13 protein-coding genes and 1 pseudogene are annotated in these 23,133 nt (G+C 73.0%); 9 read left to right on the top strand and 5 right to left on the bottom strand.

All coding sequences use genetic code 11. The features are described from left to right. The 4 genes from ACWDAK_RS22175 to ACWDAK_RS22190 form a co-directional block, all read left to right on the top strand. Positions 1 to 6,740: amino acid adenylation domain-containing protein (locus tag ACWDAK_RS22175; protein ID WP_427394839.1), on the top strand; the 6,740-nt coding region annotated here is incomplete at its 5' end. Beyond that, positions 6,737 to 10,651, top strand: a complete 3,915-nt coding sequence (locus tag ACWDAK_RS22180) for an amino acid adenylation domain-containing protein (protein ID WP_427394840.1) — start codon at positions 6,737 to 6,739, stop codon at positions 10,649 to 10,651. The genes ACWDAK_RS22175 and ACWDAK_RS22180, both read left to right, overlap by 4 nt. An 18-nt stretch (positions 10,652 to 10,669) precedes the next feature. Then, positions 10,670 to 10,891 carry an MbtH family protein gene (locus tag ACWDAK_RS22185; protein ID WP_344639874.1) on the top strand — a complete coding sequence of 74 codons (222 nt, stop codon included), beginning with the start codon at positions 10,670 to 10,672 and terminating at the stop codon, positions 10,889 to 10,891. A 24-nt stretch (positions 10,892 to 10,915) separates the two neighbouring features. Continuing rightward, positions 10,916 to 12,262, top strand: a complete 1,347-nt coding sequence (locus ACWDAK_RS22190; RefSeq protein WP_427394841.1) for a tryptophan 2,3-dioxygenase — start codon at positions 10,916 to 10,918, stop codon at positions 12,260 to 12,262. Positions 12,263 to 12,323: 61 nt separating this feature from the next. On the opposite strand, the gene ACWDAK_RS22195 is transcribed toward ACWDAK_RS22190, so the two are convergent. Genes ACWDAK_RS22195 through ACWDAK_RS22205 form a run of 3 tightly spaced genes read right to left on the bottom strand, consistent with a single transcriptional unit; the run spans position 12,324 to position 15,854 of the window. After that, entirely contained in the window at positions 12,324 to 13,430 is a 1,107-nt protein-coding gene (locus ACWDAK_RS22195; RefSeq protein WP_427394842.1) for an alpha-hydroxy acid oxidase, read from the bottom strand. Continuing rightward, positions 13,427 to 14,509 carry a 4-hydroxyphenylpyruvate dioxygenase gene (hppD, locus tag ACWDAK_RS22200; protein ID WP_427394843.1) on the bottom strand — a complete coding sequence of 361 codons (1,083 nt, stop codon included), beginning with the start codon at positions 14,507 to 14,509 and terminating at the stop codon, positions 13,427 to 13,429. Before hppD ends, ACWDAK_RS22195 begins: the two co-directional genes overlap by 4 nt. A gap of 19 nt (positions 14,510 to 14,528) precedes the next feature. Next, positions 14,529 to 15,854, bottom strand: coding sequence for an aminotransferase-like domain-containing protein (locus tag ACWDAK_RS22205; protein WP_344639878.1), 1,326 nt, complete (start codon positions 15,852 to 15,854; stop codon positions 14,529 to 14,531). 910 nt (positions 15,855 to 16,764) lie between these two features. Between ACWDAK_RS22205 and ACWDAK_RS22210 the strand changes: the two genes are divergently transcribed. From ACWDAK_RS22210 to ACWDAK_RS22225, 4 genes and pseudogenes are all read left to right on the top strand, one after another. Beyond that, positions 16,765 to 17,982 (top strand): 4-hydroxybenzoate 3-monooxygenase, encoded by a 1,218-nt coding sequence (locus ACWDAK_RS22210; protein ID WP_427394844.1) that lies wholly within the window; start codon positions 16,765 to 16,767, stop codon positions 17,980 to 17,982. Positions 17,983 to 18,165: 183 nt separating this feature from the next. Continuing rightward, on the top strand, positions 18,166 to 19,047 hold the full coding sequence (locus tag ACWDAK_RS22215) for a carbon-nitrogen hydrolase family protein (RefSeq protein WP_427394845.1): 882 nt from the start codon (positions 18,166 to 18,168) through the stop codon (positions 19,045 to 19,047). A gap of 129 nt (positions 19,048 to 19,176) precedes the next feature. Further along, positions 19,177 to 19,656, top strand: coding sequence for a hypothetical protein (locus ACWDAK_RS22220; RefSeq protein WP_427394846.1), 480 nt, complete (start codon positions 19,177 to 19,179; stop codon positions 19,654 to 19,656). A gap of 223 nt (positions 19,657 to 19,879) precedes the next feature. Beyond that, positions 19,880 to 20,050 (top strand): annotated as a pseudogene (locus tag ACWDAK_RS22225) (IS630 family transposase); the annotation flags it as partial. Between the two features lie 34 nt (positions 20,051 to 20,084). Here the strand turns inward: ACWDAK_RS22225 and ACWDAK_RS22230 are convergent. Continuing rightward, a complete protein-coding gene (locus ACWDAK_RS22230) occupies positions 20,085 to 20,828 on the bottom strand; it encodes an SDR family oxidoreductase (RefSeq protein ID WP_344639883.1) in 744 nt (247 codons plus the stop codon). Positions 20,829 to 20,927: 99 nt separating this feature from the next. Between ACWDAK_RS22230 and ACWDAK_RS22235 the strand changes: the two genes are divergently transcribed. Next, positions 20,928 to 21,830: a LysR family transcriptional regulator gene (locus ACWDAK_RS22235; RefSeq protein WP_344639884.1), complete on the top strand. Its 903-nt coding sequence runs from the start codon at positions 20,928 to 20,930 to the stop codon at positions 21,828 to 21,830. A gap of 244 nt (positions 21,831 to 22,074) precedes the next feature. Here ACWDAK_RS22235 and ACWDAK_RS22240 read toward each other — a convergent pair whose 3' ends face one another. After that, entirely contained in the window at positions 22,075 to 22,677 is a 603-nt protein-coding gene (locus tag ACWDAK_RS22240; protein ID WP_427394847.1) for a DUF4291 domain-containing protein, read from the bottom strand. Between the last annotated feature and the right edge of the window lie 456 nt (positions 22,678 to 23,133).

Below are 23,133 nucleotides of genomic sequence, written 5' to 3' on the forward strand. Positions count from 1 at the left end.
TCGCCTTCCAGAACACCCCCCACGTCACCCTCGACCTCCCCGACCTCACCTTCCAACTCCAGCCCGTCGACCTCGACATCGCCAAGTTCGACCTGCTGTGGAGTCTGCGGGAGCGGCCGGACGGCCAGGGGATCACCGGACTCCTGGAGTTCAACGGCGACCTCTTCGACCGGGAGACCGCCGAAACCCTGGCCACCCGGCTGGAGCGGGTACTGCGCGCACTGGTCGCCGACCCCGACCGCCGGATCAGCCGCATCGACCTGCTCGACCACCACGAGCGGCAGCAGATCCTGCTCGACGGGAGCAGTGCGGCCACCGCCCGGCCCGCCTGCCTCCCCGCCCTGTTCGAGGCCCAGAGCGCCCGCACCCCCGAGGCCACCGCCGTACTCGACGGCGACCTCGCCCTGAGCTACGCCGAGCTGAACGCCAGGGCGAACCGGCTGGCCCGGTTCCTGGTCGCCCGGGGGGCCGGTCCGGAGTCGGTGGTGGCCCTGGCCCTGCCGCGCTCGGCGGAGTTGATCACCGCGGTGCTGGCCGTGCTGAAGGCCGGTGCGGCCTATCTGTCCATCGACCCGGACTACCCGGCCCAGCGGGCCGGCTTCATGTGCGCCGACGCCGCACCGCTCGGCGTGCTCACCGCGGGTGACGCGGCCGGGCGGATGCCCGACACGGTGACCCGCTGGCGGCTGGACGACCAGAGCACGGCCGAGGAACTGGCCGGGTACTCCCCGGCGGACCTGTCCGACGCCGAACGCAAGGCGCCGCTGCGCATCGGCCACCCAGCCTACGTGGTCTATACCTCTGGCTCCACCGGGCAGCCCAAGGGCGTCCTGGTCAGCCACCGCGGCCTGGCGGCGCTGGCGCTCTCCCACCAGGAGGCGCTCGGGGTGGACGGCGACTCCCGGGTCCTGCAGTTCGCCTCGCTCAGCTTCGACGCCTCGGCCTGCGAACTCGTGATGACGCTGCTGGCCGGCGCCACCCTGGTGGTCCCGCGCCGTGAACAGGCCATCGGCGACGGGGTCGTGGCGCTGATCGCCGAGGCCGGAGTGACGCACGCGATGCTCCCGCCCGCCTTCGTCGCCACCCTCGACCCGGCCCAGGTGCCGACGCTGCGCGGCCTGATCACGGGCGGCGAGGCCTGCCCGCCGGAGGTCACCGCCCGCTGGTCGGCCGGCCGGACGATGCTGAACGCGTACGGCCCCACCGAGTCCACGGTGTGCGCGACCCTGAGCCGGCCGCTGACCGGCGCGGTCAACGCGCCGATCGGCCGCCCGATCACGGGCACCCGCGCGTACGTGCTCGGCCCCGGGCTGCAGCCGGTCCCGGCCGGGGTCCCGGGTGAGCTGTACCTGGCCGGCGACGGTCTGGCGCGGGGCTACCTCGGCCGGTCGGGCCTCACCGCCGAGCGCTTCCTGGCCGACCCGTTCGGCGAGCCGGGCTCCCGGATGTACCGCACCGGCGACCTGGCCCGCTGGAACCGCGACGGCGAGCTGGTCTTCGCCGGCCGCGCCGACGACCAGGTCAAGGTGCGCGGCTACCGCATCGAACTCGGCGAGATCGAGGCGGCCCTCACCCGCCACCCCGCCGTCGCCCGCGCCACCGTGGTGGTCCGCGAGGACCGTCCCGGCGACAAGCGCCTCGTCGGCTACGCCGTCCCCGAGGACACCGCCACCGCCGACCCCGCCGAACTGCGCGCCCACCTCGCGGCCGCCCTGCCCGAGTACATGGTGCCCGCGGCGGTCGTGCTGCTGGAGGCGATCCCGCTGTCGCGCACCGGCAAGGTGGACCGTGCCGTCCTGCCCGCGCCCCGGTTCGACTCGATCAGCTCGGGCCGCGGACCGCGCACCGCGCGCGAAGAGGTGCTGTGCGCGCTCTTCGCCGAGGTGCTCGGTGTGGAGCAGGTGGGCGTCGACGACAGCTTCTTCGACCTCGGCGGACACTCCCTGCTCGCCACCCGCCTGGTCAGCCGGATCCGCACCACCCTGGGCATCGAACTGCCGCTCGCCGCGCTGTTCGAGGCCCCGACGGTGGCGGCGGTCGCGACCCACGGCGGCGGCACCGGACCGTCCCGGCCCGCACTGGAGCGCAGGCCCCGGCCGGACGTGCTGCCGCTGTCCTTCGCCCAGCACCGGCTCTGGTTCCTCGGCCGGCTGCACGAGGCGGACGCCGTCTACAACATGCCCCTCCCGCTGGCCCTGACCGGCACCGTGGACCGCACCGCACTGCAGGCGGCGCTGGACGACCTGCTGACCCGGCACGAGTCGCTGCGCACGCTCCTGGTGGAGACCGAGGGGCGCGCGGAGCAGCGGGTGCTGCCGCCCGGCGAGGCCGCGTTCCCGCTGGCCTTCGTGGACGCCGAAGGGGCGGACCTGCCCGATCTGGTCACCGCCGCGGCGCGGGCCGGCTTCGACCTGGCCACCGAACTGCCCGTGCGCGCCTCGCTGTTCAGCTACGGTGCGACCGAGCACGTGCTGCTGCTCTCCCTGCACCACAGCGCCGCGGACGGCTGGTCGCTGGCGCCGCTCGCCCGCGACCTGGGCACCGCGTACGCGGCACGGCTGGAGGGGGCCGCCCCCGGCTGGGAGCCACTGCCCGTGCAGTACGCGGACTACGCCCTGTGGCAGCGCGAGCTGCTCGGGGACGAGGACGACCCCGAGAGCCTGGCCCACCGCCAACTCGCCTTCTGGCGCGACACCTTGGCCGGCCTGCCCGAGGAGCTCGCGCTTCCGGTGGACCGGCCACGGCCGGCCGTGGCCGGCCACCGGGGCGGGCGGGTCGCGGTGTCCTGGGACGCCGCTCTGCACCGGGCCGCCACGGCGCTGGCCCGCCAGACCTCGGCCAGCGTGTTCATGGTGGTGCAGGCGGCACTGGCCGCGCTGCTCACCAGGCTCGGCGCCGGCGAGGACATCCCGGTCGGCAGCCCGATCGCCGGACGCACCGACGAGGCGCTCGACGACCTCATCGGGTGCTTCACCAACACGGTGGTGCTGCGTACCGACACCTCCGGCGACCCCGGCTTCCGGGAGCTGCTGGCCCGGGTGCGGGCCGCCGACCTCGCCGCCTATGCCCACCAGGACCTGCCGTTCGAGCGCCTGGTGGAGGTGCTCAACCCGGTGCGCTCGCTCTCCAGGCAGCCGCTGTTCCAGGTCCTGCTGGCCTTCCAGAACACCCCCGAGGTGTCGCTGCGGCTGCCCGGCCTGGAGATCGGGCCGGCGCCGGTCGAAGTGGGCGTGGCCAAGTTCGACCTGTCGCTGAGCCTGCGGGAGACCGGGAGCGGCTCCGGCATCGAGGGCATGCTGGAGTACCGCACCGACCTGTTCGACCACGCGAGCGCGAAGCTGCTCGTCGCCCGGCTGACCCGGCTGCTGCGCGAGGCGCTGACCGATCCGGACCGTCCGATCAGCCGGATCGACGTCCTCGGCGACGCCGAACGGCACCGGGTGCTGCGGGAGTGGAACGACACCTCGGTGGCGCTTCCCGGGTCCGGCTCCACCGTGCACCAGCTCTTCGCCGAGCAGGCGCGCCGGCAGCCGGACGCGGTCGCCGTCCGGTGCGGGGAGCGGGAGCTGACCTTCGACGAACTGGACCGCCGGGCCGGCCGGCTGGCCCGGCACCTGGTGGAGCTGGGCGTCCGGCCCGAGGACCGGGTCGCGGTACTGATGGAGCGCTCGCCCGAGCTGGTGGTCGCCCTGCTCGGCGTCCTCAAGGCGGGTGCCGCCTACGCGCCGCTGCACGAGGGCTACCCCGCCGAGCGGATGCGGGAGGTGCTGCGCCGGTCCGGGGCCGAGGTCCTGCTCACCGACCGGGCCTGGCACGAGCGCGGCGTGCCCGAGGCGGCCCGTACCGTGCTGGTCGGCGCGGACGACCTGCCGGCGGCCGGCGAAGGGTCCGGCCCCGACGTGCCGGTGCACGCCGAGCAGGCAGTGTACGTGATGCACACCTCGGGCTCCACCGGCGAGCCCAAGGGCATCACCATCACCCACCGCGGGCTGCTGGAACTGGTGCTCGACCCGTGCTGGGAGTCCGGCCACCAGGACCGGGTGCTGATGCACGCGCCGTACGCCTTCGACATCGCCAACTACGAGCTGTGGATCCCGCTGCTGACCGGCGGCCAGGTCGTGCTGGCGCCGCCCGGCGACCTCGATGTCGCCGAGCTCAAGCGGCTGATCACCGAGTACGGCATCACGGGGGTGCACTTCACCGCCGGGCTGTTCCGGGCCGTCGCGGACGACCTGGCGGACGCGCTCGGCGGGGTCAGGGAGATCCTCACCGGTGGCGACGTGGTCTCGCCTGCCGCGGTGGAGAGCGTGCTGCGCGCCGCACCGCACCTGGTGGTCCGGCACCTGTACGGGCCCACCGAGATCACCCTCTGCGCCACCCAGCACCGGGTCACCGCCCCGGCCGGACCCGGTGACCGGCTGCCGATCGGCCGGCCGATGGCCAACACCCGGGTGTACGTGCTGGACGGCACCCTGTCCCCGGTACCGGTGGGGGTCGTGGGCGAGCTGTACATCGCCGGCGCAGGCCTGGGCCGGGGCTACCTCGGCCGGCCGGGGCTCACCGGCGAGCGCTTCGTGGCCGACCCGTTCGGCGAGCCGGGCTCGCGGATGTACCGCACCGGCGACCTGGTCCGCTGGAACGGCGCGGGCGAGCTGGTCTTCGCCGGCCGGGCCGACGATCAGGTGAAGATCCGCGGCTTCCGGGTCGAACCGGGTGAGGTCGAGGCGGTGCTGAGCCGGCACCCGGCCCTCGCCCGGAACACGGTGGTGGTCCGCGAGGACCGGCCGGGTGACCAGCGCCTGGTGGCCTACGTGGTGGCGGCCGATCCGGTGGTGGGCGTCGACCCCGCCGAGCTGCGCGAGTACGTCGGCTCGGTGCTGCCGGACTACATGGTCCCGGCCGCGGTGGTGCCGCTGCCTCAGCTGCCGCTGACTCCCAACGGGAAGCTGGACCGGGCCGCCCTGCCCGCTCCCGCCGCACCGGCGGCCGGGTCCGGGACGCCCCGGAACGCGCGGGAGGAGTTGCTGTGCGCCCTGGTCGCCGAGGTGCTCGGCCTCGACCTGGTCGGCGTGCACGACAACTTCTTCGAACTCGGCGGGGACAGCATCGGCTCGATCCAGCTGGTCGGCAAGGCCAGGGCGGCCGGTCTGGCACTGACCCCGAAGGACGTCTTCCAGGCCCGCACGGTGGCCCAACTGGCCCTCGCCGCAGGGACGGTGACCTTGCAGGCCACCGCCGACGACGGTGTCGGGGAGATCCCGCTCACCCCGGTGATGCACGATCTGCGGGCGCGCGGCGGCACGCTGGACGGCCTGTACCAGTCGGTGCTGCTGCGGGTCCCCGCCGAGCTGACCGAGGACTCGCTGGCCGCGGTGCTGCAGGCGGTGCTGGACCAGCACGACGTGTTGCGGCTGGAGGTCCAGGACTCCTCCTGGCGCCTGCGGACCCGTCCCGTCGGCGCGGTCGCCGCGGCGTCCTGCCTACGGCGGGTGGACGTGGCCGGGCTGGACGACGCGGCGGCCCGCGCGGTGATGGCCGCCGAGGCCGCCGGGGCGGGCGACCGGCTGTCCCCCGCGGACGGCGCGGTGCTCCAGGCGGTCTGGTTCGACGCGGGCGGCGCACGCCCCGGCCGGCTGCTGCTCGCCGTCCACCACCTGGCGGTGGACGGGGTCTCCTGGCGGATCCTGCTGCCCGACCTGGCGGCGGCCTGGAGCGCGGTCTCGGCCGGCCGCACCCCGAAGCTGGAGCCGGTGAGCACCTCGTTCCGGCGCTGGGCCAAGACCCTGGCCGAGCAGGCCGGGCTGGCGTCCAGGACGGACGAGCTCGGGTTCTGGGCCGCTCCGGGCGCCGGTGACGAGCCACTGCTCGGCACCCGTCGCCTCGACCCGGCCCGGGACACCACCGAGACGGCGCGCTCGCTCTCGGTGGCGCTGTCCGCCGCCGTCACCGAGGCCGTGCTCACCCGGGTCCCGGCGGCGTTCAACGCCGGCGTCGACGACGTACTGCTGACCGCGCTGGCGCTGGCGGCGTCGGCCGCCCGGGAGCGCCCGCAAGACGCGCCGGTGCTGGTGGAGGTCGAGGGGCACGGTCGGCAGGAGGACCTGGTGCCCGGTCTGGACCTGTCCCGCACCATGGGCTGGTTCACCACGGTCCACCCGGTACGGCTCGACCCGGGCCAGGTGGACTGGGACGAGCTGTGGTCGGCCGGGCCGGTGGTCGGCACCGTCCTCAAGGGGATCAAGGAGCAGCTGCGCGCCGTGCCGGACCACGGCCTCGGCTACGGGATGCTGCGGTACCTGAACACCGCCACCGCACCCTCGTTGGCGTCCTCCCCCGAGCCGCAGATCGGCTTCAACTACCTCGGCCGCTTCGACACCGCGGGTCCGGACGCCGACTGGGGCCTGGCCCCGGAGAGCGCCCAAGGCGACGCGGCCGGCCCGCCGCCGGGCCCGGCGGCGCCGCTGCGGCACGTGCTGGCGGTCAACGCGATGGCCCGGCCCGGGGCGGACGGCGTCGAACTGCGCGCCGTGTGGACCTGGCCCAAGGACGTACTGCCCGAGCGGGACGCCGAATTGCTGGCCGACACCTGGGTGCGGGTGCTGGAGGCGATGGCCCGCCACGTCGAGCGCGCCGACGCCGGCGGCGCCACCACGTCCGACTTCGACCTGGTGCAGCTGGACCAGGACGAGATCGACGAGTTCGAGAGCGAGTTCATGAGCGAGGACGGGGACCTGCTGTGAAGCGTGCGCGGATCGAGGACGTACTGCCGCTGACGGCGCTGCAGGAGGGCTTCCTCTTCCACTCCCTCTACGACGAGGACGCCTGTGACGTCTACCATCTGCAGTTCGCCTTCGACCTGCGCGGCGGCCTGGACGCCGAGGCGATGCACCGGGCGGCCGACGGCCTGCTGCGCCGGCACGCCAACCTGCGGGCCGCGTTCCGCCAGCGCCGCAACGGAGAGACGGTGCAGGTGGTGCCGGGCGAGGTGGCGATGCCCTGGGTCGAGGTCGACCTCTCCGCGCTGCCGCCCGACCGGCAGGAGGAGGAGCTCGCTTCGATCCTCGCGGCGGACCGGGCCCAGCGCTTCGACCTCAGGAAGGCGCCGCTGGTCCGGTGCCAGCTGATCCGGCTCGGCGCACAGGCGCATCGACTGGTGCTGACCAGCCATCACATCCTGCTGGACGGCTGGTCGCTGCCGCTGATGCTGCGCGAGCTGTTCACCATGTACAGCGACGGCGGCGACCACGCGCTCCCGGCGGTCCGGCCCTACCGCGACTACCTGCGCTGGCTCGGCGGGCAGGACCGGGAGCGGGCCCTGGCCGCATGGCGCGGGCACCTCGCCGGCCTGGAGGAGGCGACGCTGCTCGGCCCGGCCGGCGCCGGCCGCGAGACGGTGGTGCCCGAGGAGGCCGTGGTCGAGCTGGGCGCGGAGCTGACCTCGGGGCTCACCGCCGCCGCCCGCCGGTACGGACTGACCCTCAACACGGCGGTCCAGGGGGCCTGGGCGCTGGTCCTCTCCCGGCTGACCGGCCGCGCCGACGTGGTGTTCGGCGCCACGGTCTCCGGCCGCCCGGCCTCCCTCCCCGGGGTCGAGTCGATGATCGGCCTGTTCGCCAACACCGTCCCGGTCCGGCTGCGGATCGACCCGGCCGAGTCCCTGCGGGGCCTGCTGACCCGGCTGCAGGACGAACGCTCGGCCCTGGCGGACCACGAGTACCTCGGCCTCGGCGAACTGCAGCAGCTCTCCGGGATCCGCGCGGAGTTGTTCGACTCGCTGTACGTGTTCGAGAACTTCCCGGCCCCGGCCGAGCGGGGCGGACCCTCCTTCCAGGGCCTGACGCTGGCCGGCGCCGAGGGCAAGGCCGCCGCCCACTACCCGCTGACGCTGACCGTCCTGCCCGGGGCCGCGCTGCGGCTGCGGCTGGACTACCGCGCCGACCTGTTCAGCCGCGCCACGGTGCTCGGCTGGGCCGACTGCCTGCGCGTGGCGCTGGAGGCGCTGCTCGCCGATCCGGACGCACCCACCGCGAGCGTGGACGTCCTCGACGAGGCGCAGCGGCGGCGGCTGCTGGTCGACTGGAACGGCACCGCGGCAGCGCCGGCGAAGCAGTGCCTCCCGGAGCTGTTCGAGGCCCAGGTGCGCCGCACCCCGAAGGCCCCGGCACTGTGGCGGGACGACGCTGCCGTCGGCTATGCCGAGCTGAACGCCGAGGCCAACCGGCTGGCCCGGTTCCTGGTCGTCCAGGGGGCGGGCCCGGAGTCGGTGGTCGCGCTGGCCCTGCCGCGCTCCCCGGAGCTGCTGGTGGCGCTGCTGGCCGTGCTCAAGTCCGGTGCCGCCTATCTCCCGCTCGACCTCGGCCATCCGCGCGAGCGGATCGAGATGATCATGGCCGGCGCGCGCCCGGCGGTGGTGCTGACCACGCTGGACGGCCTCTCCCGGGTCCCGGCCGGGGACAACCGCTGGTGCCTGGACGGCGCCGACTTCCGGGCGGCCCTGGCGGAGTACGCCGCCGAGGACCTGAGCGATGGGGACCGCAGGGCCGCGCTGCGGCCGGAGCACCCGGCTTACGTGATCTACACCTCCGGGTCCACCGGCACCCCCAAGGGCGTGGTGGTGCCGCACCGCGCCCTCGCCAACTTCCTTGCGGCGATGGCGGAGCTGGTCCCGATGAGCCCGGCGGACCGGCTGCTCGCGGTGACCACGGTGGCCTTCGACATCCATGTCCTGGAGCTGTACCTGCCGCTGCTGGCCGGCGCGGGCGTGGTGGTCGCCGACCGCGACGAGGTCCGTGACCCGGCACTGCTGGCCGCCCTGCTCCGCCGCAGCCGGGCGACGCTGATGCAGGCCACCCCGACGCTGTGGCAGGCCCTGCTCTCCGAGCACCGGGAGGACGCCCGGGACTTGCGGATGCTGGTCGGCGGCGAGGCGCTGCCCGCCGCCCTGGCCGAGCGGATGCGGGAGGTCGCCGAGGAGGTCACCAACCTCTACGGGCCCACCGAGACGACCGTGTGGTCGACCGCTGCGGAGCTCGATCCGTCCCGGGTCGGTGCGCCCGCCATCGGCCGGCCGGTCCTGAACACCCGGGCGTACGTCCTGGACGAGCGGCTGCGCCTCGCGCCGCCCGGGGCGGCCGGCGAGCTGTACCTGGCGGGCGAGGGGCTGGCCCGGGGGTACCTGGACCGGCCCGCGCTGACCGCCGGGCGGTTCACGGCCGATCCGTACGGCCCGCCCGGGTCGCGGATGTACCGCACCGGCGACCTGGCCCGCTGGGGCGGGGACGGCCGGCTGGAGTACCTCGGCCGGACCGACCACCAGGTCAAGATCCGCGGCTTCCGGCTGGAACTCGGCGAGGTGGAGGCCGCGCTGACCTCGTACCCGGGGGTGGTGCAGGCGGTGGCGGTGGTCCGCGAGGACCGGCCCGGGGACCGGCGGCTGGTCGGCTACGCCGTGCCGGCCCCGTCGGGTCTCGACCAGGCGGAGCTGGGCGCGCACCTGCGCCGGCGACTGCCCGAGTACATGGTGCCCTCGGCGGTGGTACCGCTCCGGGCCCTGCCGGTGACGCCCAACGGGAAGCTGGACCGCGGGGCGCTGCCCGCGCCCGACCCCGTCGCCCGGGTGACCGGGCGCGGCCCGCGCACCACACGGGAGGAGGTGCTGTGCGCCCTGTTCGCGGAGGTGCTGGGGTTGGAACACGTCGGTGTCGACGAGGACTTCTTCGAACTCGGCGGCCACTCCGTGCTGGCGACCCGGCTGGTGACCCGGGTCCGTGCGGAGCTGGGCACCGCCATCTCGATCCGCGGCCTCTTCGAGGCGCCGACCGTGGCGGCCCTGGCCCGGCGGCTGCACCGGGACGACGACCCCTTCGAGACCCTGCTGCGGCTCCGCGCCGGCCGCCGGGGCACGCCGTACTTCCTCATCCATCCCGTGGTCGGGCTCGGCTGGTGCTACACGGGCTTCATCACCCGGCTCGGCGCCGACTCGCCGGTCTACGCCCTGCAGGCGGCCGGCCTCACCGGGGACGGACAACTCCCGCGCAGCGTACGGGAGATGGCAGAGGACTACGCCGCGCGGATCCGCGCGGCGCATCCGCGCGGCCCCTACCGCCTGATCGGCTGGTCCTTCGGCGGTCTGGTGGCGCACGAGATCGCGACGCTGCTGCAGGCCGAGGGCGCCGAGGTGGAACTGCTGGCGCTGCTCGACTCCTACCCGGCGGCGGACGGCGCCGTCCCCTCCGGCGCCGAGCTCGAACAGGAGATCCTGGCCGCTCTGGCGGCCGGTCCCGGCGGCGGGCCGTCTCAGCCGCCGGTACCGCTGACCGCGGCCGCGGTGGCCGAGCTGCTCGGACGGCAGGAGGGACCGCTGGCGGGCCTGGGCGTACAGGGCGTCGAGGCGCTGAAGCGGGTCGCCGCCAACAACACCCTGATCGCCCGCGACTTCACGCCCGGCAGCTTCCGGGGCGACCTGCTGGCCTTCCGCGCCGGGCGGCACGGCGGCGAGCAGCCACCTTCGGCCAAGGCCTGGGCCGCCCATGCGACGGGCCGGATCCACGAGTTCGACCTGGACTGCACCCACCAGGAGATGACCGCACCGGCCGCGCTGGACGTGATCGCCGGTGTGCTGAACGACCGGATGTCGCCGACATCCGGGTGACCCAAGAGGAGAGAACTGATGGCGACCAACCCCTTCGAGGACGAGAACGGGACCTACCTGGTGCTGGTCAACCACGAGGGCCAGCACTCGCTCTGGCCCGCGTTCACGGAGATACCCGCCGGCTGGGAGAAGGTCCACGGCGAGGACACCCGCCGGTCCTGCCTCGACTACATCGAGGCGAACTGGACCGACATGCGTCCCAAGAGCCTGATCGAGGCCATGGACGCGGAACGCGCCTAGGGTCTGCAAAGGAGCGGCGAGAGCGTGCACATGACTGAGTTGGGCTTGGCAGGGCGTCCCGGCGGGCCGCAGGGCTCCGGCGAGGACCGGCCGATCGGCGTCGGCGGGGCCGCACTCGCGGTGGGGACGCCGTCGGACGGAATGCGGGCACTGCGCCGGGCCCACGAGGCGGTCTGCGACTGGTCCCACCGGATGGTCGGGTCCGGGTCCTTCGGCAGCTTCCCCTACCGCGCGGTCGTCGACTACTACCGCCAGGTGGGCAAGGCGCGGGTGTCCCCGGAGCTGGTCGCCCTGCTGCGCGGCCTCTCGGTCCGGATCGGCTGCTCCGGCCGGGGCCGCCCGTGGTCCTCCCCCGACGCCTGGCTGTTCGACAGCTGGCTGCCGCTGACCCTCACCGACCGGCCGATGGCCTACGACACCTATGCCGGCCACGAGTTGCTGCAGGTGGCGCACTGGGAGGCGGGCGACCCCGAGCGCTCCGAGGACCTGCTGATGGCCGCCCTGCTCGCGGACCTCGCGCAGATCGAGCTGGAGGCCCTGGGGTTCGAGCCGAACGCCCGTCAGCGGACCAGAACCGTCTCGGTGCTGCAGGCGCTGGCCAGGCTCACCGAGTACGCGCCGGCCACCGGGGTGGACACCGCGCCGCTGGCGGCCGTCCGGGAGGTGCTCGCGGCCAGGGGCGGGGACGAGGTGCTGCTGCGGGCCGGGGCCGCCGCCGCGGCGGCGGTCCGGGACCGGGTGCCGGAGCCGCTGGCGCGGGCGGTGGGCATCGGGCTGCTCCCGGTCACCACCATGCACGACGAGCAGATGTTCATCCGCTGCATCCAGCTGTTCGAGCGCCTGTTCGCCCGACTGGCGAGCGCGCTGACGGACGCGGTCGAGGCGGTCCGCCTGGGGCGGCCGGCGGAGGCGGCCGCCGGGCTGTCCGCTGCGGCCGACCGGCTGGCCGGCGCCACGGCGCCGCTGTACCGGATCCTGACCACGATGCCGCCCGAGGCGTTCGCGGTGATTCGGGACCACACCCACGGCGCCAGCGCGATCCAGTCGCGGCCCTACCAGATGATCGAGCTGGTCAGCGCCAAACGCGAGGACGGGCCGTACTCCGCCGAGAAGGGGCCGCGGTTCACGGTGGTCGCCACGCTGCAGGAGGAGTTCCTGCAGTACTCCGGCGGCTGGCGGACGGAGGAGACCCGCCTGCTCCAGGAGGCCATGGTCCGCCTCGACGGCGCCTGGCGGGCGATGAAGCGCACCCACTGGGGCGTGACCCTGAAGATCATCGGCAAGGTCCCCGGCACCGGCGGCACCGCCGGCGCCGAGTACCTGAAGGCGGCGGCGAGCGTACCGCTCTTCCCGCTGCTCGCCACCGTCTGAGGGACGGCGCGGACCCGGTGCGGCCGATCCCGCGCACCCGGCAGGATCGGCCGCACCGGGCCTAACCGAGCACGGTGGTGAGGCCGCGGGCGGCGGCGAGGTCGGGGCAGCCGGACAGCAGGAGGGCTTCTTGCAGTTCAGTGCGCAGCAGGTCGAGGACGAGCCCGGCCCCGGCCTCGCCGTCCGCCGCCAGGCCCCACAGCACCGGCCGCCCGTACATCACGCCGTCCGCACCGCAGGCCAGGGCGCGCAGTACGTCCGTCCCGGAGCGGATCCCGCTGTCCAGCAGCACCTCGCAGCGCCCGGCCACCGCGTCGACCACCGACGGCAGCGCGGTGATGCTGGCCACCGCGCCCGCGAACTGGCGTCCGCCGTGGTTGGAGACGACCACCGCGGCGGCGCCCAGCTCCGCCGCCCGGGCGGCGTCCCGCGGATCCAGCACGCCCTTGAGGACCAGCGGCAGCGTGGTGTTCTCCCGCAGCCAGGCCAGGTCCCCCCAGCCGAGCGCGGGGTCGAAGGCCAACCCGGTGTGGGTGGCCACGGCCGAGGCCCCGGCCTGCCGGGTGTGCGTGGCCGTCAGCGGTTCGGCGCCGAAGTTCGCCGCGGTCACCGACCGGGGCAGCGCGAACCCGTTGCGCATGTCCCGCAGCCGGCGGCCCATCACCGGGACGTCGACGGTGACCACCAGGGCCTCGCAGCCGGCGCCCTCCGCCCTGCGGACCAGGTCGAGCACCTGGCCGCGGTCGCGCGACCAGTACAGCTGGAACCAGGTGGTCCCGCCGATGGCGGCGATGTCCTCCAGCGGGAAGCTGCTCAACGTGCAGATCGTGTAAGGGACTTGGGCCTTGGCGGCGGCTCGGGCGGCGGCGAGTTCGCCGTCCGGGTGCAGCAGCCGCTGGTAGGCCATCGGCGCGACCACGGCCGGCATCGCCGCGGTGCTGCCCAGCAGGGGGCCGGAGAGGTCCGCCTCGCCCGTTCCGGACAGGATCCGCGGCAGCAGCCGGACGCGGTCGAGTGCCGCCCGGTTGGCGGCCTGGACCGACTCGTCGCCGCTGCCGCCCGCGACGAAGTCCCAGACCTCGGCGGGCACCCTGGCGGCGGCCAGCCGTTCCACGTCGGCCGCGCACACCGGCGGGCACGCCCCGGACTCCGGCCCGGCGGCGCTCATCGGGCCGCCCCGTTCCTGGTCTGCTCCAGCTCCACCGCGGTGTACAGCGCCTTGATGTTGCCGCTGCCGAAGGTGCGCGCGCCCAGGCGCTCGATCACCTCGAAGAACAGGGTGCCGCGCGGGTGCACGGACCTGGTGAAGATCTGCAGCAGCTGGCCGTCCTGGTCCTGGTCGACCAGGATGCCGAGCGCCCGCAGCTCGTCGACGGAGTGCCGCAGCAGCTCCAGCCGCTCAGGCACCAGGTCGTAGTAGGCCCCGGGTGTGTTCAGGAAGCCGATGCCGCTCGCGCCGAGCCGGCCCACCTCCCGCACGATGTCGTCGGTGGCGAACGCGATGTGCTGGATTCCCGCGCCACCGTGGCTCTTGATGAACTGGTCGATCTGGCCCGGCTCCCTGGACGGGTCGGGCTCGATCAGGGTGAGTGTCACCTCTCCGGAGCGGCTCTGCACGACCATCGAGTCCATGGCCTGTCCGCCGACGACGATGCGCTCGGTGAAGACCATCTCGAAGTCGAGGACCGTCCGGTAGAACTCCACCGTGGGTATCAGCTGGCCGGCCTCCAGGCAGACCGCGAAGTGGTCGATGGTGCTCAGGCCGGTCTCCGGCGCGCCGGCGGGCACCGGCTCCCCGGCCGCCCCGGGAACGGCGTCCAGCCCTGGTAGCACGGTTGCGTCCACGGCCTGCGGACGCTGGACGAACGTGTGCACCACGTCGCCGAACGCGGCGATGGCGGCGGTGACCACACCGTCCCGCTCCACCGGCCCGCTCACCGGCCGGGCCCCGCGCCGGACGGCCTCGGTGAACGCGGCCGCCGCGTCCGGGGTGCTCAACGCGATGTCGCACACCCCGTCACCGTGCCGCTCCGTGTAGGCGGCCGCGGGGTGGTCGGCCGTCCCGCCCTCGGTCAGCACCAGCCGGATGCCGTGCCGGCCCACCGCGACCGCGCGCACCCCCTCGGCGGACGGCCCGGCGGACCGGGCGTAGACGCCGAACCCGTAGCGCTCCGCGAAGAGTTCGACCGACCGGGTCAGATCGGCGACCGCGAGCCCGACATGGTCCACGCCGAGTCCGTCGAACACGCTCACAATTGTCCCCTCGTCACGATATCGCCTCGTACTGCTCGAAGATGAAGTCCGCCAGCCGGTCGAGACCGACGGTGATCTCATCCGGCGTCAGGTAGCTGAAGGACAGCCGGATCTGGTGGCGCGGCACGCCGTCGCCGTAGAAGTGGTGCATGGGCGTCCACAACACCCGGTGCCGGCGCGCGGAGTGCTCCAGCAGCTCGTCGTCGACCGGGAACGGTACGTCCAGGACGACGAAGAAGCCTCCGCTGGGCGCGTTCCAGGACACCCCCGGGCACCTTCCCGGCGGGAAGCGCTCGGCCAGCCCGTCCAGCACATGGCGCAGGTTCCGCTGGTAGACCTTGTTCTCCTCGGTGTTCGCCGCCCGCAGGCTGCAGTCGTGCTCCAGGAGCTTCCCGCCGATCACGGCCTGCGCGATCGGCGAGGTGTTCACCGTCAGCATGCTCTTGATCTTCGCGAGCTGGTCGGCGAGCGGCTCCGTCGCGCCGTCCCCGGTGCTCACCCGCTGGTCGGCGACGACGTAGCCGACCCGGGCGCCGGGCAGGCCGGTCTTGGCGAACGAACCCAGGTAGACCACCCGGCGGTCGCGGTCGAGCGCCAGAAGCGTCGGCGGCTGCTCGGTGTCCGGGGACGAGAAGATCCCGTACGGGTTGTCCTCCAGGACCAGGAAGTCGTGCTCCTGGGCCAGTCGTAGCAGGCGCTCCCGGGTCTCGCGGCTGAGGCTGATGCCGGACGGGTTCGCGAAGTCGGCGACCACGTAGCACGCGCGGGGCCGCAGACCGGACTCCTTGGCCCGTGCCACCACCGCCGCCAGGTCCTCCAGGTCGATGCCCTCCGAAGAGCCCTTCACCGGCAGCAGCGGCATGTCCACCAGCTCGGCGGCGCCCGCGACCCCCACGTAGCAGGGCAGTACGGTCAGCAGCACGTCGTGCTCGCTCCGGCGCAGGGCCCGCAGCGTGAGGAAGAGGGCCTCCTGGCAGCCGACCGTGACCACGATCGACTCCGGGTCGACCACCACGTTCTCGTCCACCGCGAGGTTCCTCGCGATCAGGTCGTGGATGATCCCCTTCGTCCGGCCGTACTGCAGCATGGTGCGGCGCACCTGCACGACGTCGCCGTCGAACCGCTCCATCAGGTGGTCGGTGTACCGGCGCAGGTACCGGTGGACCGCCTCGGTGTCGAACAGCCCCTCGTAGGGGCGGCCCGCGGCGAGTGAGACGGCGTCCGGAAAGCGCTGCGAGACCTCATTGAGGAAGTTCATCGACTCGATGACCGGCGACGCCAGCGATTCGTGCAGACCGAGCAGGTCCAGCTCCGCCGATGCGCGATCGATGCCGGACATTCGCATCCCCCTGTCGACTGAATCACCCTGTGAACGCGGCAGATAACTCTTCTCCCCGAACTGCCGAACAACAGGAAACCCTGCGATGAAGTGACCTGCACCGCACTCAATAACGCATACGGAGAAAAACCGCGGCGATTCAACCACAGCGCTCAACAGGGCGTCAACCATTGCATTTCAGCGCCGAGTTGGTGAAAACTGACCCGAACTACCCGAAGCCGAACGGCACCGGGCTGACGGGTCGTCCGCTCGCGCGAAATCCGCCGCCACCACACGTTGCGCCGCGAGCCCAATTGCCGGTCGGTCTTGGACCGACCGGCGCGGAGCGGCCGCTGCCGCCGCCTCGGCCCCACTCGCCTGCTCGACGGAGCGCCGCGCGACGGCCCCCTGGCCGCCGAACGCCAACTCGAAGAGGTGGGCGGACATCGCGAGGGGGTGCACGGCCGTGGCCGGGCAGACGATTTCGATGGACAGGCCGGCCGATCGGAGGTCAACCGCCGAGGCGAGCTTCACCGCGAACTCCTTTGGGCTCAGGCTTCAATGGAGTGGTCCCGCCCACTCTACGGGGGGCGATTCGCCCGGCCCGCGCCAGGTCCGAGTGGAGGTGCGGACAGCCGGTCCAGTCGGCTGATGGGGCACGATCCCTTGCACCACGGTCATCTTGACGGACACTCCGGACGGCAGCAGAGGCCAGCGCCGCCGCGACCCCTCGAAACACGCGGTGGCGAAGGCTATTTGACCTGACCTCATAATTGCTGAGCGGGACCGGCGTTCGACATTCGACGGCTTCCGCACCGGCCGTCCTGGAGACAGCGCACACCGAGGTCCGCCAGTATTGCCGACACGACAACCGAGCGGCCTTGAGCGGGACGGACCAGTCCTGCCGAGCACGGCCTGAACAGGGGGAACAATGCGTCTTCGGACCCGGGTGGCAGTCGTCGGCGCCGGACCGGCCGGCCTCGTCCTGGCGAACGTGCTGCAGCAGGCCGGCATCGACAGCGTCGTGGTCGAGCGGCAGTCCCGCCCGTACGTGGAGGCGCGCGCCCGGGCCGGCGTGCTCGAGCACCGCACGGTGGAGATCCTCGACGCCCACGGGCTCGCCGACCGGCTGCTCGCCGAGGGCGGCCGGCACGGCAGCTGTGAGTTCCGCCACCAGGGCGAGCGGTTCTCCGTCCGCTACCAGGAACTCGCCGGAGACCGGGCGCACTACGTCTACCCGCAGCAGTTCCTGGTCCGCGACCTCATCGCGGCCTACCTGTCCGGCGGCGGGCAACTGCTCTTCTCCCACTCGGCCGTCGCCCTGGACGGCCTGGACGGCGACCGGCCGGTGCTGCGCTGCGAGCCGGACGGCGACGCGGAGTCGGTGGAGATCGAGTGCGACTTCATCGCGGGCTGCGACGGCTTCTACGGCGCCTCGCGTCCGGCAGTGCCTGCGGGCCGGCTCCGCGCCTACGGCAGGCAGCACGAGTTCGGCTGGCTCGCCGTACTGGCCGAGACCCCGCCGGCCGGCGAGGAGATCATCTACGCCCTGCACGAGGACGGCTTCGCCGGACACATGCTGCGCACGCCGTCCATCACCCGCTTCTACCTCCAGTGCCCGGTCGGCGACCAGCCGGAGAACTGGCCGGACGAGCGGATCTGGTCCTCGCTGCACCGCCGACTGGGCATGACAGCGGCCGAGTTGAAGCCCGGGCCGATCACCGAGAAGAACGTCCTGGACATGCGCAGCTTCGTGGTCGAGCCGATGCAGTACGGCCGGCTCTTCCTGGTCGGCGACGCGGCCCACATCATCACCCCGGCCGGCGGCAAGGGCATGAACCTGGCCATCGCCGACGCCGAGGAGCTGGCGACCAGGCTGCTCGCCCACTACCGCGGCGCAGGCGCCCGGGCGCTCGACGGCTACTCCGCCGCCTGCCTGCCGCGGATCTGGCAGGCCCAGGAGTTCTCCCACTGGATGCTCCACCTGCTGCACAGCCCGGCGGCCGACCAGGACGACTCCGCCTTCCTGCACCGCCTCCAGCTCTCCCGCCTGGCCCAGCTGCGGGATTCGGCGGCGTACGCGACGAACTTCTCGGACAGCTACGTGGGTCGCGCGGTCAGTCCCGGTTCGGACGCCTCGGGCCGGTAGTGCCGTGAACCCGGCGAGCGCGGTGTTCCGCGCGGGCCGCCGGTCGAATCGCGTGCCGCACCTCCCGGCGGGAGCCGTGTCCCGCCGGGGCCGAAGCACGAGCCGGTCACCCCGTGCGGAGCGGGGTCGCCGGATGCCTTCGGCCGCGAGCTGCGCCGTGAACGTCCGGTATGGTGGCGGAGCATGACTTCCAGTGGGGCCTCGAACCCTCTGCACCCGAACCCCGTCCGCCCGATCCGGATAGCGGCCGCACAGGCCCGGGCGGTCGCCGGTGACATCGACGCCAACGTGGCCACGGTGGCCGGCATGATCCGGCAGGCGGGAGCCGACGGCGCCGCGCTGGTCGTCTTCCCGGAGAAGTTCCTCAACGGCTACGAACCGGACCTCATCAAGTCCGACCCGCTGCGCTACGCGGTGCAGCCCGAGGACTCGCGCCTCGCTCCGATCGCGGCGGCCTGCCGGGAAGCCGGAACCGCGGCGGTCGTGGGCGCGGCGGTGCTGGAGCAGGACGAGCTGTACGTCTCGGCGCTGGTGTTCGGGCGGGACGGGGCCTTCGCCGCCCGGTACGACAAGCAGGTGCTGTTCAAGTCGGAGCGCAGCTTCTACCGCACCGGGTCGACCGGTTGCACCCTCGAACTGGACGGCTGGCGACTCGGTCTCGGGATCTGCTACGACTCGGGCTTCCCCGAGCACGCCCGGGCCGCGGCCCTCGACGGCTGCCACGCGTACCTCGTCGGTGCGCTGTTCGGCGTCGGGAGCGGCCACCACGAGTCGCGCACCTGGTTCCCGGCCCGCGCCATGGACAACACCTGCTACGCCGTGCTGGCCAACCACATCGGCGTGACCGGCGGCTGGAACACCTGCGGCGGCAGCGCCGTCTGGGGCCCGACCGGCCGCCTGCTCGCCGAGGCCGGCCAGGACCTCCCCGAGCTGGTGATCGCCGACCTCGAACCCGAAGCGCTGCTGGCCGCCCGGGAGTCGGAGCCCATGCTCCGCGACCTCTCCGAACTCGTCGGCACCGCCACCGCCGCTCGGCCCCGGCGCGACCAGGTCCGCCTGGCCTGAGCCCGGCCGTACTCATCCGCGCCCGGCGGGGAAGCCGTGCGCACGGGCACCGACGATGACGAGGAGGACGGGCGAGTTGGAACGCCTCACCAGCGACGGGGCGGCCACCCGGTTCGATGTGGTGACCGCATGACGGCGGCGAACCCGTTCGGGCACCCGCGCTGGGGGCTGCAGTTCCACTGGTGGGCCGTCGACCCGGCGGGCCGGGTGGGCCTGTTCTACTCCGCCTTCGGTCCCGTCCCCACGGCGGCCCGCCGCCACGCACCGGCCCTCGACCGGGCCACGGCCGCCGCGCGGGCCCGCCACCCCGAGTGGTTCGACACCGTCTGCCACGCCGACTTCGAGGACTGCCCCGTCACCCACTGCGTCGTCCGACTGGGCCACGCGCCCTACCTGTTCACCTGGGACGAGGAGTTCGACGACCGCTACACCCGCTTCGGCGTCCCCAGCCGGCCGGTCCATCTCGCCGAGCTCCCGGAGGAGTTGGCCCGGGCCGCGCTGCTGGTACCGGTCGGCTTCCCGCTGAGCGACGCGGTCCGGGTCGACCTGGCCTACCCGGACGGCCGGGAGCGGCTGTCGGCCACTGCCTCGGACGGTGGTCCGCGCTAGTGCTGTGACCGCATAGGTTCACCGAGTTGGCGGCGACGGCGCCTGAACCGGTTGCATGTGGACCGACATCCGATTCGGTGTGGGGAGGCGTGGTGGCGGAGCCGGTCAGGGTCCGGGGGCTGACCGATCAGGAGGGCCGCAGTTACAGCGGACCGTGCGTCGGGGCAGCACGAACACGGTGCGCTACCGGCGGGCGATGATGCTGCTGGCGTCGGCTGGCGGGAACCGCCACCCCAACCACACGACTCAGACCCGGGCCCTGCACGCCTACCTGCGCTGGCGCGACGCCGACGCCCGCCACCGCGACGTCCTGGCCGCCGAACGCAAGGAACGCGCCCGCATCCGCAGCGAGAAGAGCATCCGCTGGGGCGGACGCCCCCTCGCGACCGCGGCCCGAACGACCCGGCGAACCCATGCGGTCAGAGCACCTAGAGTTGCGAACCTCCTCCGTCGACAGGGAACTCCGCTCCCGTCGTGAAGGTCGCACCGAACGCCAAGTACGCCACCGCGGCGGCCACTTCCTCGGACGCCCCCAGCCGCTGCATCGGGATCACGCTCCGGTAGGTGTCCTCCATCATCTCGACGACGTCGGCAGGCAAGGAGCGGTTCAGGATGCCCGTGTCGATCGGCCCGGGGCTCACGGCATTGACGCGCACCTTGCGTGGCAGCAGCTCACGGGCCAGGGTGCGCGTCATCGACCGCAGGGCTGCCTTGCTCGCCGAGTAGACACTGAGCGCGTCCAGGCCCAGGACGTTCACCACCGACGTGGTGAGGACCACGCCGCTTCCCTCGCGCAACAGCGGCGCCAACGCCTGCACCGTGAAGTACGGGCCCTTGGTGTTGACGCCGAACAGCGCGTCGTACATCTCCTCCGTCGTTGCCTCGAACGGCGCGGACGCAGTGACGCCGGCGTTGACGAACAGCGCGTCCACCATGCCGAACCGCTCCTGGACCGTGCCGGCCAGCGCCTTGATGTCCTTCAGGGACGCGGCATCGCTGCAGACGGCGATCGCCTTGTCCCCCAACTGCTCCAGCGCGGCGTCCAGGGTGGATCGGGTACGGCCGGTGATCAGTACGTGCGCCCCACCGTCCACGAACAACCGGGCCGCGGCCAGGCCGATACCGCTGCTCCCGCCCGTGATCACGATCTTCTTGCCGTCATAAGTGGTCATGTCCTCAAGTCAAATATCCACCCGCACACCCTGTCCAAGACCTGTTCCGCATGCCGTCATGTCCCAGGCGTATGACGGCGCACGACGTACCCTGGGCGGATGGACCTCGACCTGCGACTCGTGCGCTACTTCACGGTCGTGGCGGAGTGCGGCAACTTCGGCCGGGCCGCCACCAGGCTCCACCTGGCGCAGCCGTCGCTGAGCCGTCAGATCCAGCGGCTGGAGGCTCAGCTCGGTGTCCGGCTGTTCGACCGCTCGCCGCAAGGCAGCAGCCTCACCGACGCCGGTCAGGCCTTCCTTCCCGGGGCCCGGATACTGCTCCAGGAGGCCGAGCAAGCCGCGCACACGGCCAGAGCCGCCGTCCAGCCCCGTACCATCACCGTCGGTTGCGCCGAAGGACTGGTCATCACCGCCTGTGTGCAGGAACTGCGCCGCCGGCACCCTGACGGCCAGTTCCGCACCAGGCACCTCGACTGGCGGGACGCACACGCCCTCGCCGAGGGGCGGGTCGACGCCCTCGTCGCGTACCGGCCCCTGCCCTTGCCCACGGCCGGCTTCCGGGTGACCAAACTCCATGAGGAGTCGCGGGTACTGGTCACGTCGGCAAGTCATCATCTGGCGAACGAGAAAACCGTCAGCCTGCGGGCCCTGTCGGACGAGGAACTGGTCGCCTGCGCCAGCACTCCGGTCCTCTGGGGCACGCCCAAGCCCGTCGGCGACCGCCCGGCACCACCCCCGCCCGCGATCGACGACAGCTACGAGGACAAGCTGGAACTCATCGCCACCGGCCACTGTGTCGCGATCTTCCCTGCAGGCGATCGACGCGCTGCTGTGCGCGAGGACATCGCCCTGGTGCCCGTCATCGACATCGATCCCTGCGAGCTCGTGCTCGTCACCCGCGCTGACGACCCCAACCCGCTGGTCGGATCGCTGGAAGACGTCGCACGTACATTGCTCGGCACAGCCTCCCGACGGGAGAACGACGAACTGCCGGTCAACTGAACCCATTGCCTCTGCGATGTGTTCCAGATGGCTGTCGCCGCGCTGCACAGTCCTGACGCACCGAACTGGTGCTGCCCCGGCGCACGATCCGCTGCAGCTTCTGCCCCTCCTGGTCAGTCAGTCGGCGCACACGGACAGGCCCGTCCACCGCAGCACCTCCAGCAGTCGGATCGGACGTCAGCGCACGTCCAACCGCCACCACGGTCAACCCGGCGAACCTATGCGGTCAGGGCACTGGGCCCGGTCAGCCGGTGGCGGTGATCCGGGCGGCCAGGCGGGCGGGAAGCGGGTAGGGGGTTTCGGCGGCGAGCCTGGCCTCGGCCTCGGCCGGCCGGCCCGCGCGGACCAGGGCATGGGCCTGGTGAGCCAGGGCGGTCACATCGGTGATGCCGAGGATCCACTCGTCGACATAGCGATCGACGGCCTCGCCGGACAGCCCGATCTGGATGGCCCGGTGGGGCAGCGCGGCGAGCTCGGTCGAGCGCTCGGGATCCCACTGGATGCGCACGGGACTGGCGGCCAGCTCCTCCTTCCAGGCGGCGGCCGAGGAGTGCACGTCGCGGTCGTAGTGGCTCAGGCAGGAGTGGGCCAGGGCCCATTCGAAGCCCTCCCGGCTGATCCGGACGGCCAGTACCCGTTCCTGCCCGGCCTTGACGCCCCAGCCGGAGCGGTACATCATCCAGCGGAAGGACGGCTTGATCCAGGTCATCCGCTCACGCTTGAACGGCGGCACGAAGGTGCCCGCCGCGAGCGCGGCCTCGGCGATCGGGGCGGGGTACGCCTGGTAGACGGTGAGGCCGTGCTCGTCGTGGGCGGCTCGGATCTGCCGGAGCAGTGGTTCGGTCATCGGTACTCCAGGATGGTCGGTTCGGTGGTCGGACGCCCGTTCTCGCTGCCGCCGGGAGAGCGCCCCGCCGGCCTTCCCGGCCGGCGACAGGGGGTTGGGAGTTCTCGGCACCCGACGGAACGATGGCGCTTTCCCGAATGCCCTTCCGCAGTCCGGACGACCGGATTCCAGCCGGCGGTTCTCCGTGCGCGTCCAGTCTTCGTTCACATACGGACGGAGCACGGTCTCGACGGGGCAATTCCGGTTCGACACCCGGCCGATCGAGGTTTCTCCACGCTCGCCGATCGCAGCCCGACAGCTCCCTCAGCCCAGCCCATCCCCTGGGTGACGTGGCATTTTCGGGGCGAGGCCCGGTGGATGCGGCCGGCTCTGCGAGGCGGGTCACGGAACGAAGGACCTACGCCTTCCGGTCGTCACATCCCGATCCCCTTGCGCCGTCCGGGCCGTGACAAGGGA

The organism is Kitasatospora sp. NPDC001175, from assembly GCF_053598215.1.